General features: G+C 73.5%; 10 protein-coding genes. 4 read left to right on the top strand and 6 right to left on the bottom strand.

Annotation, left to right across the window (positions count from 1 at the left end):
- Positions 1 to 39: 39 nt before the first annotated feature.
- The 4 genes from rbfA (at position 40) to GTY47_RS32805 (ending at position 6,244) form a co-directional block, all read left to right on the top strand.
- Positions 40 to 492 carry a 30S ribosome-binding factor RbfA gene (gene rbfA, locus GTY47_RS32820; protein ID WP_010042757.1) on the top strand — a complete coding sequence of 151 codons (453 nt, stop codon included), beginning with the start codon at positions 40 to 42 and terminating at the stop codon, positions 490 to 492.
- Positions 489 to 1,394: a tRNA pseudouridine(55) synthase TruB gene (gene truB, locus GTY47_RS32815; RefSeq protein WP_010042754.1), complete on the top strand. Its 906-nt coding sequence runs from the start codon at positions 489 to 491 to the stop codon at positions 1,392 to 1,394. Before rbfA ends, truB begins: the two co-directional genes overlap by 4 nt.
- A 255-nt stretch (positions 1,395 to 1,649) precedes the next feature.
- Positions 1,650 to 5,177: a trypsin-like peptidase domain-containing protein gene (locus tag GTY47_RS32810; RefSeq protein ID WP_010042751.1), complete on the top strand. Its 3,528-nt coding sequence runs from the start codon at positions 1,650 to 1,652 to the stop codon at positions 5,175 to 5,177.
- Between the two features lie 113 nt (positions 5,178 to 5,290).
- Positions 5,291 to 6,244, top strand: a complete 954-nt coding sequence (locus GTY47_RS32805) for a bifunctional riboflavin kinase/FAD synthetase (RefSeq protein WP_010042749.1) — start codon at positions 5,291 to 5,293, stop codon at positions 6,242 to 6,244.
- A 65-nt stretch (positions 6,245 to 6,309) separates the two neighbouring features.
- On the opposite strand, the gene GTY47_RS32800 is transcribed toward GTY47_RS32805, so the two are convergent.
- The 6 genes from GTY47_RS32800 to GTY47_RS32775 form a co-directional block, all read right to left on the bottom strand.
- Positions 6,310 to 7,338: an ABC transporter ATP-binding protein gene (locus tag GTY47_RS32800; protein WP_010042747.1), complete on the bottom strand. Its 1,029-nt coding sequence runs from the start codon at positions 7,336 to 7,338 to the stop codon at positions 6,310 to 6,312.
- Positions 7,335 to 8,444, bottom strand: coding sequence for an ABC transporter ATP-binding protein (locus tag GTY47_RS32795; protein WP_010042746.1), 1,110 nt, complete (start codon positions 8,442 to 8,444; stop codon positions 7,335 to 7,337). The genes GTY47_RS32800 and GTY47_RS32795 overlap by 4 nt, the downstream gene beginning before the upstream one ends.
- A complete protein-coding gene (locus GTY47_RS32790) occupies positions 8,441 to 9,355 on the bottom strand; it encodes an ABC transporter permease (RefSeq protein ID WP_010042745.1) in 915 nt (304 codons plus the stop codon). The genes GTY47_RS32795 and GTY47_RS32790 overlap by 4 nt, the downstream gene beginning before the upstream one ends.
- Positions 9,352 to 10,398: an ABC transporter permease gene (locus tag GTY47_RS32785; protein WP_010042744.1), complete on the bottom strand. Its 1,047-nt coding sequence runs from the start codon at positions 10,396 to 10,398 to the stop codon at positions 9,352 to 9,354. Before GTY47_RS32785 ends, GTY47_RS32790 begins: the two co-directional genes overlap by 4 nt.
- 19 nt (positions 10,399 to 10,417) lie before the next feature.
- A complete protein-coding gene (locus GTY47_RS32780) occupies positions 10,418 to 12,271 on the bottom strand; it encodes an ABC transporter substrate-binding protein (protein WP_010042742.1) in 1,854 nt (617 codons plus the stop codon).
- Positions 12,272 to 12,569: 298 nt separating this feature from the next.
- On the bottom strand, positions 12,570 to 16,232 hold the full coding sequence (locus tag GTY47_RS32775) for an SCO5717 family growth-regulating ATPase (protein ID WP_158688435.1): 3,663 nt from the start codon (positions 16,230 to 16,232) through the stop codon (positions 12,570 to 12,572).
- Between the last annotated feature and the right edge of the window lie 272 nt (positions 16,233 to 16,504).

Genomic DNA, 16,504 nt, shown 5'->3' with positions numbered 1-16,504 from the left:
CAAGAACGACCCAGACAGGAAAGAACGGGAGACGGACCAGTGGCCGACAACGCGCGGGCCAAGAGGCTGGCGGACCTCATCCGGGAAGTGGTGGCCCAGAAGCTGCTGCGCGGGATCAAGGACCCGCGGCTCGGCACCCACGTCACCATCACGGACACCCGGGTCACGGGCGATCTGCGGGAGGCGACCGTCTTCTACACGGTGTACGGGGACGAAGAGGAGCGGAACGCGGCCGCGGCCGGCCTGGAGAGCGCCAAGGGCATCCTGCGCTCCGAGGTCGGCCGGGCCGCCGGCGTGAAGTTCACGCCGACCCTGACCTTCGTCATGGACGCCCTCCCGGACACCGCCCGGAACATCGAGGACCTCCTCGACAAGGCGCGCCAGTCCGACGAGAAGGTGCGGGAGGCGTCCGCGGGCGCGAATTACGCCGGCGACGCCGACCCGTACCGCAAGCCGGACGAGGACGACGAGACGGACGACACCGCCGAATGACCCAGAAGCACACCACGCCCGACGGCCTCGTCATCGTCGACAAGCCGTCGGGCTTCACTTCCCACGACGTCGTCGCCAAGATGCGCGGCATCGCCAGGACGCGACGCGTCGGGCACGCCGGCACCCTCGACCCGATGGCGACGGGCGTCCTCGTCCTCGGCGTCGAGAAGGCCACCAAGCTCCTCGGCCACCTCGCGCTGACCGAGAAGGAGTACCTGGGCACGATCCGGCTCGGGCAGAACACCCTCACCGACGACGCCGAGGGGGAGATCACCTCGGCCACGGACGCCTCCGGGGTCACCCGCGACGCCATCGACGCCGGCGTCGCCAAGCTGACCGGCGCCATCATGCAGGTGCCGTCCAAGGTCAGCGCCATCAAGATCAACGGCGTGCGGTCCTACAAGCGGGCCAGGGAGGGCGAGGAGTTCGACATCCCGGCCCGGCAAGTCACGGTCTCCTCCTTCGGCGTCCACGACGTCCGGGAAGCCGTCGCCGAGGACGGTACGGCCGTGCTCGACCTGGTCGTCTCGGTCGTCTGCTCCTCCGGCACGTACATCCGGGCGCTGGCCCGTGACCTGGGCGCCGACCTCGGTGTCGGCGGGCATCTCACCGCCCTGCGCCGCACCCGCGTGGGCCCCTACAAGCTGGACGCGGCCCGCACCCTCGACCAGCTCCAGCAGGAGCTGACCGTGATGCCGGTTGCCGAGGCCGCCGCTGCCGCGTTCCGGCGCTGGGACGTCGACGCCCGGCGCGCCCGGCTGCTCACCAACGGCGTGCGGCTGGACATGCCCGAGGAGTACGCGGGCTCCGGGCCCGTCGCCGTCTTCGATCCGGAGGGCCGCTTCCTCGCCCTCGTCGAGGAGCAGCGGGGCAAGGCCAGGAGCCTGGCCGTCTTCGCCTGACGGCACACGGGGACCGTCCGCCCGTGGAGCGGCGACCACGGGGTACCTCCACTGCCGCCGCTCCACGGTCCCCCCTCGGTTCCCCCACCCCTAGGGTGTATCCAGCCGCCCCACTTCGTTCACCCGTCCGTGCAGGCGCTCGGAGTGAACCGGGGGAGCGGAAGGGGGCGCATCCGCAGAGCGATCTGTCCCGCTGATCATCTCGCCCCTACCGTCGAACGCAAGGGCACGGGTGTACGGCGGGGAGGCTCGACGATGACGTCGCGGAACCGGTCCGGGGAGACACAGGACAGCGCGGCAGGATCCCAGGACCGCCCCGAAACAACGGAGCGGACGAGCGAGGGAACCGACGGCGGGGCGTCCGGCCCGGCCCTCGTCCGCATCCAGGACCTCGCCGGCCGCCCCCGGGGCACCGGCTTCCTGGCCGACCACCACGGCACGCTCGTCACCAGCCACGAGGCGGTCGACGGCCTGCCCCGGCTCGTCCTGTACGGGGCCGGGGACCGCCGCCGGGTCGTGTCCGCGGACGCGGTGACCCCGCTGCCCGCGCTCGGCCTGGCCCTCGTACGGACCGAGGGCCTCGGTCTGCCGCCGCTGCCCGTCACCGCGCGGGGCGGGCCCGGGACAGGCGCCTATGTGCGGATCGCCGCCGGCGGCTGGCGTGAGGCCAGGGTGCTGGGCTCGGCCGCCGTGACGTACACGGCCACGGACCGCCGCCACCGCCTCGACGGCGCGTTGGAGCTGGCGGTCGGCACGGCAGGGCGGGACGCGCTGCGACTGGGCGGGGGAGCGGCCGGCGGCCCGGTGCTCGACGCCGCGACCGGCGCCGTCGTCGGGGTCCTCGGCACCGCGCTCAGCTCCGACCACAGCGACGTCGGATTCGCCGTACCACTGCATCCCCGGGCCCCTGGCGCGGCGGGACCGCTCGCCGAGCTGCTCGCCGAGAACGCGGCGACGGTCCCCGCGTACGGCGCCGACCTCAACCTGGCCGGGGTGCTGGAGCTGACCGGCACGGCCGTGGGGCTGGACGGCCCGCCCGGCGGCACGGGTCTCCCGGAGCCGGTCGAACGGGCCGCCGTGGTGGCCGAGTTCAGCGCCTTCACGACCGGCCCGGCGGCCGTGCTCGGCCTCGCCGGGGCGCCCGGCAGCGGCCGTACGACGGAACTCGCAGCGCTCGCCGCGCGCCGCGCCCGCAGCGGGCATCCCACGCTGTGGCTGCGCGGCTGCGAACTGCGGGGCGACGACGCCTCGGTGGCCGACGCGGCACACCGGGCGCTGACCCGGGCCACTCCTGCCGTGGCCGCGTCCCGGTCCCGTCTCCTGCCCGCCGACCTGGGCGACACCACGCCCGAGCGCCTCGCCGGACTCGCCGGTGCCCTCGGCCGACCCCTGCTGTTGCTCCTCGACGGCCCGGAGGAGATGCCCCCGGCGCTGGCCCGCCGCCTGGCCGACTGGACCGACGGGACGGTGCGGTGGCTGCGGGAGACAGGCGTTCGGATGGTCGTGGCCTGCCGGGCGGAGTACTGGGAGGGGACGGGGTTCCCGAAGGAGGTCCTGCACCGGCCGGCCGGCGCCGAGGACGGGCCCGCGTGTGTGCGCCTCGGCGATCTCACCGAGGACGAGGCCCGGGAGGCCCGCCGGCGCCACGGCATCCCGGAGAGCGCCCTCGTCGACACCGACGCCCGGCACCCCCTCGCCCTGCGACTGCTCGCCGAGATCCGGGACGCCCTCGCCGGGGCCTTTGGGGTCTCCGACGGCCCGGAAACCGCCGAGCCCGGCAGCCCCGGCAGCCCCGACAGCCTCACCGGCCCCGGTGCCACCGTCGACCGCGACGACGTCTTCGCGGCCTACCTGGACCTGATGTCCCTGCGCATCGCCCAGCGGCTGGCCGCCGGCAACGGCCTGAGCGGCACGGCCGTACGCCGGCTGGCCGCCAAAGTCGCCGGGCAGGTGCACGAGGCCGCCCGGCGCAGTCTCGGACCCGGGCTGGGGGATCTGGACCGGGAGACGTTCGAGGCGGTGTTCCCGTGGGGGCCGGTACCGGCGCGGCTCGGCGGCGGCACCGGCTGGGCGTCGGCCGTCCTCGCCGAGGGCCTGCTCGTGCCCGCCGGAGCCGGCTACCGCTTCGCCCACGAGGAGCTCGCCGACTGGCTCCAGGGCATGCACCTCGACCTCGACGAGGCCCTGCACTCCCTCGTCCACCGTCGGCAGGACGCGCAGCCCGACCCCGTCCCGCACCACCGCATCGGGCCCGTCGTCCAGGCCCTGCTGTTCCTCGCCCGCCAGCACGGCACCGGCCAACTGGCCTCCCGGCTGGCGGACCTGGTGCATGCCCTGGACGCCCGTCCGCGGTCCTGGTGGGCGGCCCGGCTGCTCGCCGGGGTCCTGTCGGCCGTACCCGAGGCGACGCCCTACACGGAGGTGCTGCGGCTGCTCGCCGACCGGATCGTGGCCTGGCGGCGGCAGGGGAGGGGTGTGCCGGACGAGGTCGGGCCCGCCTTCTGGGCCGGCGTACGGCTGCCGGAGGGCGAGCGCTTCGCGCTGCTGAGGCGGCTGGTGCACGCCGACGGCCCGCCGTGCGAGGCCGGTCCCCGGTTCCTGGACACCGCCGCGCACCTGCTGGCCGCCGACCCCACCGCCGTACAGCCGCTGCTGGCCCGCTGGTTCGACGACGAGCAGCCGCTGCCCGCCACCCCGCACGCGACCGTGGCCACGGCCGCGCAGGCGCTGCTGCACACCCACCGGCACAGGGCCCTGGACGACTTGGCGGACGTGCTCGTCGACCGCGCCCACCGGAGGGCCGACGAACTGCTCGCCGTGCTGGCCGAGGAGGAGCCCCCGGCGGTGTGCCGGGCCGTCGACCGGTGGGCGCGCGACGAGCGCCCGGCGCGACGGAGGGCCGCGATGGCGCACGGCCTGCGCGTCGCGCCGCACGTGAGCACCGGAGGCGACCGCGCCCTCCTGCGCTACGCGGCCCTCACCGTCCTCACCCGCCCCGCCGACAGCGCCCTGCACGGCGCAGCACTCGCCCTCCTCGTCCAGGATCCGCACACCCGGGACCGGTACCTCCCCAGGGCGCTGGAGCACTTCGCGGCGGGCGACCCGCACCTCCCGCCGGACGCACCGGCCGCCGCCCTCCCGGCCCACCCCGAGCCGGTCCTCGGCGCCTTCGCGGTGCGGCTGGAGCGGCCGGACGCGGAGGAGGCGCTGCGGGCGCTCGCCGACGCCACCCCGCCCGGCCTGGCCCGGCGGGTCGCCGCGCTGCTGGTGCAGGCCGCGGAGCGGCGACCGGAGCTCGCCGGGCACCTGGCCGCGTACGTGGACCAGCGGCTCGACCGGGGCCCCGCCGCCCGGGCCGCGCTCCTGCCGCTGGTCACCGGCCTGCTGGAGGGCGGCCCGGTGCGACTGCGGTGCGCCCTCGCCGCGGTCCTCAGCCCGCCCGGCATCCCCGCCTCCCGCCCGCTGCGCCGCGAGCTGCGCGACGCGCTCCTGGCCCGCGAGCACGACACCGACGTCCTCGACGCGCTGCTGCACGCCGCCGCCCGGAACGGCGGTGACGACCTGCGCGACCTCGTCCGCCGCATCGGACTGCTCCTCGGGCGCACCCCGGAGGGCGCCGGCCGCTTCGACCGCGCCCTGGTCGACCTGGGCCGGCACGTGCCCGGCTTCGCCGCCCGGGTGGCCGGCTGGCTGGCCGACGCGCCCGAGGAGTGGGCGGCGCTGGTCGGGCCGAGCTCCCACCGGACGATCGAGAACCTGGCGGGCGTGAGTGTCCCCGTCTGAGGAGCCGATGCGGGCCGCAGGCACCCGGCATGGCACCCTTAGACCTGCGTACGAGGCAACCAGGAACAACCACGGACACGGGTTCGACGAGCTTTCGACAAGGAGCAGGCACAGTGCAGCGCTGGCGTGGCTTGGAGGACATCCCCCAGGACTGGGGGCGCAGCGTCGTCACCATCGGCTCCTACGACGGAGTCCACCGCGGACACCAGCTGATCATCCGGCATGCCGTGAACCGCGCCCGGGAGCTGGGCGTGCCCGCCGTCGTCGTCACCTTCGACCCGCATCCCAGCGAGGTCGTCCGCCCGGGCAGCCACCCGCCGCTGCTCGCCCCGCACCACCGCCGCGCCGAACTCATGGCCGACCTGGGCGTGGACGCGGTGCTCATCCTGCCCTTCACGACCGAGTTCTCGAAGCTGTCCCCGGCCGACTTCGTCGTCAAGGTGCTCGTGGACAAGCTGCACGCCAAGGCGGTCGTCGAGGGCCCCAACTTCCGCTTCGGCCACAAGGCCGCCGGCAACGTGGAGTTCCTGGCCACGCAGGGCAAGACCTACGACTTCGAGGTCGAGGTCGTCGACCTGTACGTGACCGGCGAGGCGGGCGGCGGCGAGCCGTTCTCCTCGACGCTGACCCGGCGTCTGGTCGCCGAGGGCGACGTCGAGGGCGCCGCCGAGATCCTGGGCCGCCCGCACCGCGTGGAGGGCGTGGTCGTCCGGGGTGCCCAGCGCGGCCGCGAACTGGGTTTCCCGACCGCCAACGTCGAGACCCTGCCGCACACCGCCATCCCCGCCGACGGTGTCTACGCCGGCTGGCTGCACGCCCAGGGCGAGGCGATGCCGGCCGCGATCTCCGTCGGCACGAACCCGCAGTTCGAGGGCACCGAGCGCACGGTGGAGGCGTACGCGATCGACCGAGTGGGGCTCGATCTGTACGGGTTGCATGTCGCGGTCGACTTCCTGGCGTTCGTGCGGGGGCAGGCGAAGTTCGACACGCTGGACGCGCTGCTGGAGCAGATGGGGGCAGACGTCCAGAAGTGCAGGGAGTTGGTGGCGGCTGAAGAGGCTGCCTAGTTCGCTCGTGGGCCGTCTGCGGGGGCGCGGGGGCTTGGCGCGCCCACGCGCGGAGCCGCACATTGCTACAGCCCCGCGCCCCTTTCAGGCACCTCCGCAACCGCCCAGTGACAAGCGACCTGCGATGCCCCGCCCCCGCTCAGCACCTTCAGGTCCTGGTTCCTGCACGCGTCCGCCACGCCCGTCCGCTCCGCCTCGCCGCTCGCCAGGATCTGGCAGCGGGCGTGGAAGCGGCAGCCTGACGGGACGCGGGACGGGTCCGGGGGCTCCCCCGTGAGGACCACCGGGGTGCCCGGGGCTTCCGGGAGGACGGACAGCAGGGCCTGCGTGTACGGGTGCCGGGGGGCCGTGAGGACTTGCTCCACCGCTCCCGTCTCCACGATCCGGCCCAGGTACATCACGGCGACCCGGTCTGCGATGTTCCAGGCCAGCCCCAGGTCGTGCGTGACGACCAGCGCGGACAGGCCCAGCTCGGTGCGCAGCCGCAGCAGCAGGGCGAGGATCTCACCGCGCACGGAGGCGTCGAGGGACGCCACCGGCTCGTCGGCGACGAGGAGTTCGGGTTCCAGGACCAGTGCGCCCGCGATGACGACGCGCTGGCGCTGCCCGCCGGACAGCTCGTGCGGGTAGCGCAGGAAGAAGCGCTCCGGGGGGCGGAGGCCGGCCCGGGACAGGGCCCCGGCGACCGCGGTGCGTTCGTCGCCGCCGTAGCCGTGGATGCGCAGGCCCTCGGCGACCGCGTCGTACACCGTGTGCCGGGGGTTGAGCGAACCGCTCGGGTCCTGGAGGACCAGCTGGACGCGCTTGCGGTACGCCTTGAGGGGCCGGCCGGAGTACTCCAGCGGGCGGCCGTCGAAGGTGACCCGGCCCGAGGTCGGCTCGACCAGGCCCAGCAGACAGCGGGCCAGGGTCGTCTTGCCGCAGCCGGACTCGCCGACCAGCGCGACGATCTCGCCGGGCCGGATGTCGAGGTCGACCCCGTCCACCGCGCGGGCCCGGGGGCCGCCGTGCCGGCCGGGGAAGGTGACGTGCAGGTCCTGGGCGCTGAGCAGCGGTGCCGTGGTGACCTCGGGGGCCGTGGGGGAGATGGTCATGGCGTTTTGGGCCTCGCTTCCTCCAGGGCTTCCGGATCCGGTGCCTCCCGCTCCTCCGGGGTGCCCGGATCCGCCGCCCCCCGCTCCGCCGAGTCTTCCGGTTCCTCGGTGAACTCCCGCTCCTCCGCCTCGCCGGCTCCGCGCGGCTCCCGAGCGGACGGGCCGACCAGAACACATGCCGCCCGGCGCTCCGGCCCCGCCTCGCGCAGCACCGGGTCCTCCTGAGGGCAGGACTCCAGCGCCACCGGGCACCGCGGATGGAAGGTACAGCCGGACGGCAGCGCCGCCGGGTCGGGCGGGTCGCCCGCGAGCCCTTGCGGCGCGAACCGGGAGGACGGGTCGCCGATGCGCGGGAACGCGGCCGACAGGGCCCTGGCATACGGGTGCCGGGCGTCCTCGTACACCTGCTGGGCCGGGCCCTCCTCGACCACCCGGCCCGCGTACATCACCGCGAGCCGGTCACAGGTGTCGGCGAGGACCGCCAGGTCGTGGCTGATCATGATCAGACCCAGGTCCTGGTCCGCGACGAGCTGCTCGATGAGCCGGAGGATCTGCGCCTGGATCATCACGTCGAGCGCGGTGGTCGGCTCGTCGGCGATGATCAGCCGCGGATCGCAGGCCAGCGCCATGGCGATCATGACGCGCTGCCGCTGCCCGCCGGACAGCTCGTGCGGATACGCGTCCGCGCGGGCGGCGGGCAGGCCGACGTGCTCCAGCAGCTCCCCGGTCTTCCTCTTCGCCCCGGCCGGGGTCGCCTTCCGGTGCAGCAGGATCGGCTCGGCGATCTGGTCGCCGATGCGGTGCACGGCGTTCAGCGAGTGCATCGCCCCCTGGAACACGACCGAGGCCCCGGCCCAGCGGACCGCCCGGACCCGGCCCCACTTCATCGTCAGCACGTCCTCGCCGTCGAGCAGGACCCCACCCGTGATGCGGGTCCCGGCGGGCAGCAGCCGCAGCAGGGCCAGCGCCAGCGTGGACTTGCCGCAGCCGGACTCCCCGGCGAGGCCGAGCTTCTGGCCGGCGTCCAGGCGCAGGTCCACTCCGCGCACGGCGGCCGCCCCGCCCGGGTAGGTCACCGTCAGGTCCCTGACGTCGAGCAGTGTCACCGCGACACCCCCAGCCTGGGGTTGAGGACGGACTCCACGGCCCGCCCGCACAGCGTGAACGCCAGCGCCACCACGGCGATGGCGATGCCCGGCGGCACCAGGTACCACCAGTCCCCGGCACTGACCGCGCCCGCCTCCCGCGCGTCCTGGAGCAGCCCGCCCCACGACACGACCGTGGGGTCGCCGAGCCCGAGGAAGGCGAGGGTCGCCTCGGCGAGGATGGCCGAGGAGATGATCAGGGTCGTCTGCGCCAGCACCAGCGGCATCACATTGGGCAGGACGTGCCTCGACATGATGTGCCAGTGCCCGCCGCCGAGCGCCTTCGCCCGCTCGATGTACGGCCTGGTCTCCACGGCGAGGGTCTGCGCGCGCACCAGCCGGGCCGTGGTCGGCCAGGTGGTCACGCCGATCGCCACGACGGTCGTGGTCAGCGAGCGGGACATCACGGTCGCCAGGGCGATCGCCAGCACCAGCGTCGGCATGACCAGGAACCAGTCGGTGATCCGCATCATCACCGTCGCGTACCAGCCCTTGAAGTGGCCCGCCGTGACCCCGATCAGGGTGCCGATCGCGACCGACAGCACGGCCGCGAGCAACCCGACCAGCAGCGACACCCGCGAGCCCCAGACCACCAGGCCCAGCAGGTCCCGCCCGAACTGGTCCGTGCCGAGCGGGAACTCGGCGCTCGGGCTCTGCATCGGACGCCCCGGCGCGTCGGTCACACTGCTCACGTCGGAGCCGACGAACAGGGGTGCGAACAGCGCCAGCAGCGCGCACAGGCCGAGCGCGGTCAGGCCGTACAGCCCTGCCCGCTCGGCGCGGTACTGCCGCCAGAAGCGCGCCACGGACGCCCGGCGCCGCTGCCGGGCGAGGGCGCGCGGGCTCGGGCCCGTGCCGGTCGTCGTCGTCATCGGGCCACCCGGGGGTCGAGCAGGGGATAGACCAGGTCGGCGAGGGTGTTCATCACGATGACCGCGGCGGCGAACACGAAGAACAGTCCCTGCACCAGCGGCAGATCGGGCACACTCAGTGCCTGGTAGAACAGCCCGCCGAGCCCGGGCCAGGAGAACACCGTCTCCACCAGGATCACGCCCGCCACCGTCCGGCCGAGGTTGATGAAGATCAGCGTCACGGTCGGCAGCAGCGCGTTCGGCACGGCGTGCCGGCGCCGGACCAGGTCGTCGCGCAGCCCCTTGGCCCGCGCGGTCGTCAGATAGTCGCTGCCCATCTCGTCCAGCAGCGCCGACCGGGTGACCAGCAGCGTCTGCCCGTACTCCACGGCCACCAGCGTCACCACCGGCAGCACCAGATGGTGCGCCACGTCGACGACGTACGCGAAGCCCTCCTTGCCGCCCGACTCCATGCCGCCGGTGGGGAACATGCCCGGGACCGGGCCGATGCCCACCGACAGCACGATGATCAGCAGCAGCCCGAGCCAGAAGGACGGGATGGAGTACAGCGTCAGCGCCAGGCCGGTGTTGACCCGGTCGCCGAGCTTGCCGTGCCGCCACGCCGACCGGGTGCCGAGGAAGATGCCCAGCGCGGTGTAGAGGACGAAGGCGGTCCCGGTCAGCAGCAGGGTGTTCGGCAGCGCCTCGGTGATCTTGTCGACGACGGGGGCGCGGAACTGGTACGACGTCCCGAAGTCGCCGGTCAGCGCCTTGCCGCAGTAGTCGGTGAACTGCCGCCACAGCGGCAGGTCGAGCCCGAACTCCTCGCGATAGGCGGCCAGCTGCTCGGCCGAGACCTGACGGCCGCCCGTCATGGTCTTCACCGGGTCGCCGGGGATCAGCCGGAAGAGGAAGAAGCTGGTGACGAGCACGGCCAGCAGCGATACGGCCGCGCCCGCCACCTTGCCCGCGAGGTACCGCGGGTACGCGGAGCTCTTGCGTACCCGCGGCCCGGCCGGCGTGTGCTTGTCCTCGACCAGCGCGGGTGTCGCGTCAGCGGTCATGAGTGTCCGATCGCCCGCTCTACTCGCGGTCCTCGGCGGTGGAGCGCCGCCGCATCGCCGCGAAGACGCCGAGCCCGGCGAGGACCACGACACCTCCGACGATCCCGGCCACGACCCCCGTCGACGACGCGTTGTCCGACGAGCCGCTCGACTCCGCCGGGACCGCCGACCACCAGCTCCAGTAGCCGTCCTGGCCGTAGATGTTCCCCGCCTTCGCCGGCATGGTCGTGATGGACTTGATCTGGTCCGTCCGGTAGGCCTCGACCGCGTTCGGATACGCCATGACGTTCATGTACCCGAGGTCGTACAGCCGCGACTCCATCTGCTTGACGATGTCCGCCCGTTTGGCGGGGTCGTATTCGGCGAGCTGCCGGGCGTAGAGCTCGTCGTACTTCTTGTCGCAGATGAAGTTGTCGGTCGCGCCCGTGTCCTCGGGGGTCGCCGGGAGCGCGCCGCAGGTGTGGATGGACAGCACGAAGTCCGGGTCCGGGTTGACCGACCAGCCGTCGAAGGCCAGGTCGTACTTGCCGGCCAGCCAGGGGTCGGTCACGTTGTCCAGGCAGTTGAGCTGGACGCCGATGCCGAGCTCGCCCCACCACTCCTGGAGGTACTTGCCGACCGCCTTGTCGTTCGGGTCGGTGGCGTGGCACAGGACGCGGTAGGTGATGGGCTTGCCGTCCTTGCCGACGCGCTTGCCGTCGCCGTTCTTCCGGTAACCCGCCTGGTCGAGCATCCGGGCCGCCTCGGCCGGGTCGTACGTCAGCTTCTGGCTGCTGGACGGCTTCCAGAAGTACTGAGAGAAGCGCGGCGGGATGTAGCCCTCGCCCTCGACGGCGTGCCCCTGGAACACCTTGTCGATGACGGCCTTGCGGTCGACGGCCTTGAACAGCGCGTTCCGCACCCGCTGGTCCAGCAGCGACGGGTGGCCGTCGCCGAACTTCTTGCCGTTCTTCGCCTTCGCGCCCGGGTTGGTGGCGAGGGCGTAGAAACGGCGGCCGGGGGCGTCGTTGACCTTGATGTTCTCCGCGCCCTCCAGGGACGCCGCCTGAGCGGGCGTCAGGGACGGCGAACCGGCGACGAACGAAACCTCGCCCTTGCGCAGCGCCGACACCGCCGCGTCCTGGTCCTTGTAGTAGCGGAAGACCAGCTCGTCGAACTTCGGCGCCCCCCGCCAGAAGCTCTTGTTGGCCTTGAGACGGACGTAGCTGTCGGCCTTGTAGCCGGTCAGCACGAACGGCCCGTTGCCCACCACCGGGAAGCTCTTGTCGTTGTTGAACTCGGAGAAGTCCGAGACCTTCTCCCACACGTGCTTCGGCACGATCGGCACATCGAGCGCGGTCATCGTGGCCTGTGGCTTCTTCAGCTCGATGACCAGCTTGGTCGGGCTGGGGGCCGTCACCTTCCGGAAGTTGCCGACGTAGCTGCCGTTCGCCGTGGCAGCGCCGGAGTCGGTCATCATCTTGTTGAACGTCCACGCCGCGTCCTCGGCGGTGGCCTGCTTGCCGTCCGACCACTTCGAGTTGGAGCGGATCGTGTACGTCCAGGTCAGCTTGTCGGGCGACGGCTCCCATTTGGTGGCGAGGCCCGGGATGGCGTGGTTGTCCTTGGGGTCGTAGTTCGTCAGGTACTCGTACATGAGCCGGTGAATGCTCGTACTGAGCAGCCGGACCGCCAGGAACGGGCTGAGCGAGTCCACGCTCTGCGCCACCGCGACGGTCAGCACCTTCTTGCCGTCGTCGGCCGCCCGGGCCTGCCGGGGCGCCGGGTCGAGCGGGGTCGCGAGACCGGCGGTGAGGGTGAGCGCGGCCGCTCCGGCCGCGGCGACGAGCCTGAGGCCGCGCGGGAGGCTGCGTGTCTGATCTTTCGTGCCCATGGTCGGACCTCGCGTCATCGCTCGGACGGGAAGGACGGGTTGATCAGGTGTCAGATGGATGATGAGTGTGTCTATCAGCGGCCATCTCTGCGCGTCAACGCCACACGGACCCCTTGTGGCCTGCGGAAATAACAAATTGGCGAGCTTTTCGTGGCCATTGGTCGAGACCACTGACGCGCCCCTGGCCAGGGCCTGGCAACGGATTTCGCCCCGAACGCGCAGTGGCCCGCGCCGAGTGGGAACGGCGCGGGCCACACAGGGGATCGGCTCCTCGAAAGGGGCCGATCGGGTGACGCGATTACTGCGACGGCGGCGGAGGCGGCGGGGTCTGCCCGTCGGGCTGCGCCGGGTAGCCCGGCTGACCGGGCTGCGGGTAGCCGTAGCCCGGCTGCGGGGGCGCTGCCGGAGGCTGCCCGGGCTGGGGGTACGGCTGACCCGGCTGGGCGGCCGGCTGCCCCGGCTGCGGGTAGGGCGGCTGGCCTGCGGCCTGCGGGTACGGCTGCCCTGGCTGGGCAGGGGGCTGGCCCGGCTGGGGGTACGGCTGTCCGGGCTGCGGCTGCTGGGGGTACGGGCCTGGCTGGCCCGGGACGGGATGGCCGGGCAGCGGCGGGGCGGCCACCGGCGGCGGGTTGCCGTCGGAGGTCCACAGGCCGTGCGCCTGCTGGTGGCGGGTGAAGTCCTCGGCGACCATCGCCGCGAGGTTGAAGTACGCCTCCCGCACCTTCGGCCGCATCATGTCGAGGTCGACCTCGGCGCCGGCGGCGAGATGCTCGTCGAACGGTACGACGATGACGCCCCGGCAGCGCGTCTCGAAGTGCGACACGATGTCCTCGACCTTGATCATCTTGCCCGTCTCGCGCACACCGGAGATGACGGTGATGGACCGGGCGACGAGGTCGGCGTAACCGTGCGCCGACAGCCAGTCCAGCGTCGTGCTCGCGCTGCTCGCACCGTCCACCGAAGGCGTCGAGATGATGATGAGCTGGTCTGCGAGGTCCAGCACCCCGCGCATGGCGCTGTAGAGCAGACCGGTGCCGGAGTCCGTGAGGATCACCGGGTACTGCTTGCCCAGCACGTCGATCGCGCGCCGGTAGTCCTCGTCGTTGAACGTCGTGGACACGGCCGGGTCGACGTCGTTGGCGATGATCTCCAGACCGGACGGCGCCTGGGACGTGAACCGCCTGATGTCCATGTACGAGTTGAGGTACGGGATCGCCTGGACGAGGTCACGGATGGTGGCCCCGGTCTCGCGCCGCACGCGACGCCCGAGGGTGCCCGCGTCCGGGTTGGCGTCGATCGCGAGGATCTTGTCCTGCCGCTCGGTGGCGAGCGTGGAGCCGAGCGCGGTGGTCGTGGTCGTCTTGCCGACACCGCCCTTGAGGCTGATCACGGCGATCCGGTAGCAGGAGAGCACCGGCGTGCGGATCAGCTCCAGCTTCCGCTGCCGCTCGGCCTCCTCCTTCTTGCCGCCGATCTTGAACCGCCCGCCACCGGCCGCCGGACGGCTGCTCTTCGCCTTCTGCTTCTTGCTGTTGAGCAGCCTGTCGGACGACAGCTCCACGGCAGCGGTGTAACCGAGCGGCGCGGCACCCGGGTTGGTCGGCTGCCGCTGGTCGTGCTGCATGGGCTGCGGCCAGGCGGCCCCGGTCCGCGGATCCACGGGCTGGGGCTGCTGCGGAGGCTGCCCCTGCCCTTCGGGCTGCGGCTGGGCCTGCGGGGGCACGGCGGGGTGGGGCTGCTGGGCGGCCGGTGCCGGGGCACCCGGGTGGGGGAAGCCGTATCCGCCCTGGGGGTTGGGCGCGGCTGGGGCGGGCGCGCCGGGGTGCGGGAAGCCGTAGCCGTCCTGAGGGTTCGGGGCAGGGGTGGGCGGGGTGTTGGGCTGCTGGGCCGGGGGCTGTTGTGTGGCCGGGGTTTGGGCCGGGGCGCCGGGGTGGGGGAATCCGTAGCCGCCTTGGGCGTTGGGCCCGGGCTGCGGGAAGCCGTAGCCGTCCTGGGGGTTCGGGGTAGGGGTGGGCGAGGTGTTGGGCTGCTGGGCCGGCGGCTGTTGTGTGGCCGGGGCCTGGGCCGGGGCGCCGGGGTGGGGGAATCCGTAGCCGCCCTGGGCGTTCGGTGCGGCCGGGGCCCCCGGCTGCGGGAAGCCGTAGGCGCCGGGCTGCGGTGCGGGCTGGGCGGGCGGCTGGTTCGGCGGCGTCGGCGGCGCGGCCGGCGGGTTCCAGGCGGCGGGCGCGGGCTGCGGCGCCTGCGGCTGGAACGGCGGCTGCCCCTGCGCGGGAGCGTTCGGGTCCGTGGGCTGTGCCTGTGGCTGGTGCTGCGGCTGTGCGGACCACTGGCCGGCGGGCGCCGGGGCGGCCGACTGATACGACGGCGGCAGCGGCGGCATGGCCTGCGGGGGCGGGGGAGTCCAGGAGGGCTGTGCGTCGGCCGCACCCGGCGCGGGGGTATCCCGCGGAACGCTGTCCTCGGGAGCGGCGTCGGCGGGCTCGGAGCCCACGGGCGGGGCGTCTGCGGGCGGGGCGTCGAGGGGCTGTGCGCCAGCCGACAGGGCGTCGGCCGGCTCGGGGGCAGCCGGGACCTCGTCCGCAGTCACTGCGTCGGCCCGGTCCTCGTCGGTAGGCATTGCATCATCGGCAGGCACCGCATCCGTCGGGATCGCGTCTGCGGGCACCGCATCCGCAGGCTCGGATCCCTCGGGCTCGGCATCCTGCGGTACGGCCTCGTCCCTCTCCGTCTCCGGAGCCGCGTCCTCGGGAGCTTCCTCCTCCGGTGCGGTCACCGCGGCTTCCGCGTCCCCGCTGTGGGCGTCGTCGGAGGCAGGGCCGTCCGCGACGGACACGTCAGCCGTGTCCACCGCGACCGCCGACTCGGAGAAGACACCCTCGGGCTCTTCGTCGGCGGTGTCGTCGTCGGCGTCGCCAGGAGCGTCCTCGACGTCACCGCCGGACTCCTCACCCGGCTCGGACCCGTCGCTCGGGCCGGAAGCGACCGCGCCGTTCCCGTCCCTGCCCTGGTCCCCGTCCTGGTCGCCGTCGGCCGACTCCAGTCGCGCCTCGACCTCGGCGGCACGCTCCTCGATCTCCCGCTTCAGCGCGACGGCAGAGAACCGCATGGTGGCACCGCTCTCCAGGTCACCGTTCCCCGGCTCCGCGTCCTCGGAATCCGGAGCAGTCGGAGCAGCCGGAGAAGTGGGAGCAGCCGAAGCCTCGGGAGTGGCCGGAGCAGCCGGAGCCTCCGACGGAGCGGTCGGCGCCCACTGTGCCTGATACCCGCCGACGGGGATGTTCGGCACGGCCGTAGGAGCAGCCGGATCCGCCGCAGGCGCCTCGGTCCGCCCCTGCGGCTGGGGCTGCGGCCCCTGCGGCTGCGACCCCGGCGACTGCGCCCCCTGCGGCTCGAACCCCACCGGAAGCCTGGGCACGGCAGCCGGCCCTCCGGCAGACGGCCCCCCGGCGGCAGGCGCGGGCGGCGTGAAGGGCGTACCCGGCGCGGGCGCGGGGGGAGCGGGAGGCGTGAACGGAGCGCCCGGAGCAGGCGGCGGCGCGGGCGGCGTGAAAGGCGCCCCTGGAGCCGGAGAGGGAGCCGGTGCCGGAGCCGAGCCCGCGGACTGCCCGTGCCCCTGTCCCTGTCCCTGTCCGTGCCCCTGCCTCGGAATGGACGATGCCCCACCGGAAGGATTGGCGTGCGGCGGCGGAGTGAGTCCCGGCAGCGGCGGAACGGGCCCGCTCGGCCCACCGGATCCCCCATGCGCCCCGGAACCTCCGGGTGCCCCGGAAGCACTGGCGTCCTCGGACGCACCCGCCCCCTGCCCCGAGCTCGAACTCCCCGAGGCGTTCTGCGTGTACCAGGCCGGCGGCGCGTAGTCGATGGTGAACTCGCCCGTCATCTCTGCCGCGGACTCCGCGTCGGGCTGGTCATCGCCGGGTGTCGCCCAGCCCCCGCGGTTCCCGTCCCGATCGCTGCTCACAGTGTTCCTCCTGGTTGGTCGAGCACCCTCATGCCGTGCTGGGGCGACCCTTGCTTGTCGTCCGACGTCGTACGAAGTCGTTCTGAGGCGTAAGAGGGGTCGTCCGAGGTCGTCCGAATCCAGGCTCCCCCGCTCTCCCCCTGGGACGCCCGCGTCTACTCACGGGTTCTGACGCCGCGCCCCGTCCCAGCCTAATCACCACAAGCCCCACCCCGGCAGGCCCGTCCACCCCCGAGCACCTGTCCGCCGCGTCACAACCTGCCCAGAAGCTG

This window comes from Streptomyces sp. SID5464 (assembly GCF_009862985.1).
GTDB classification, from domain to species: domain Bacteria; phylum Actinomycetota; class Actinomycetes; order Streptomycetales; family Streptomycetaceae; genus Streptomyces; species Streptomyces chartreusis_D.
This window is presented reverse-complemented; position numbering and strand designations above follow the sequence as displayed.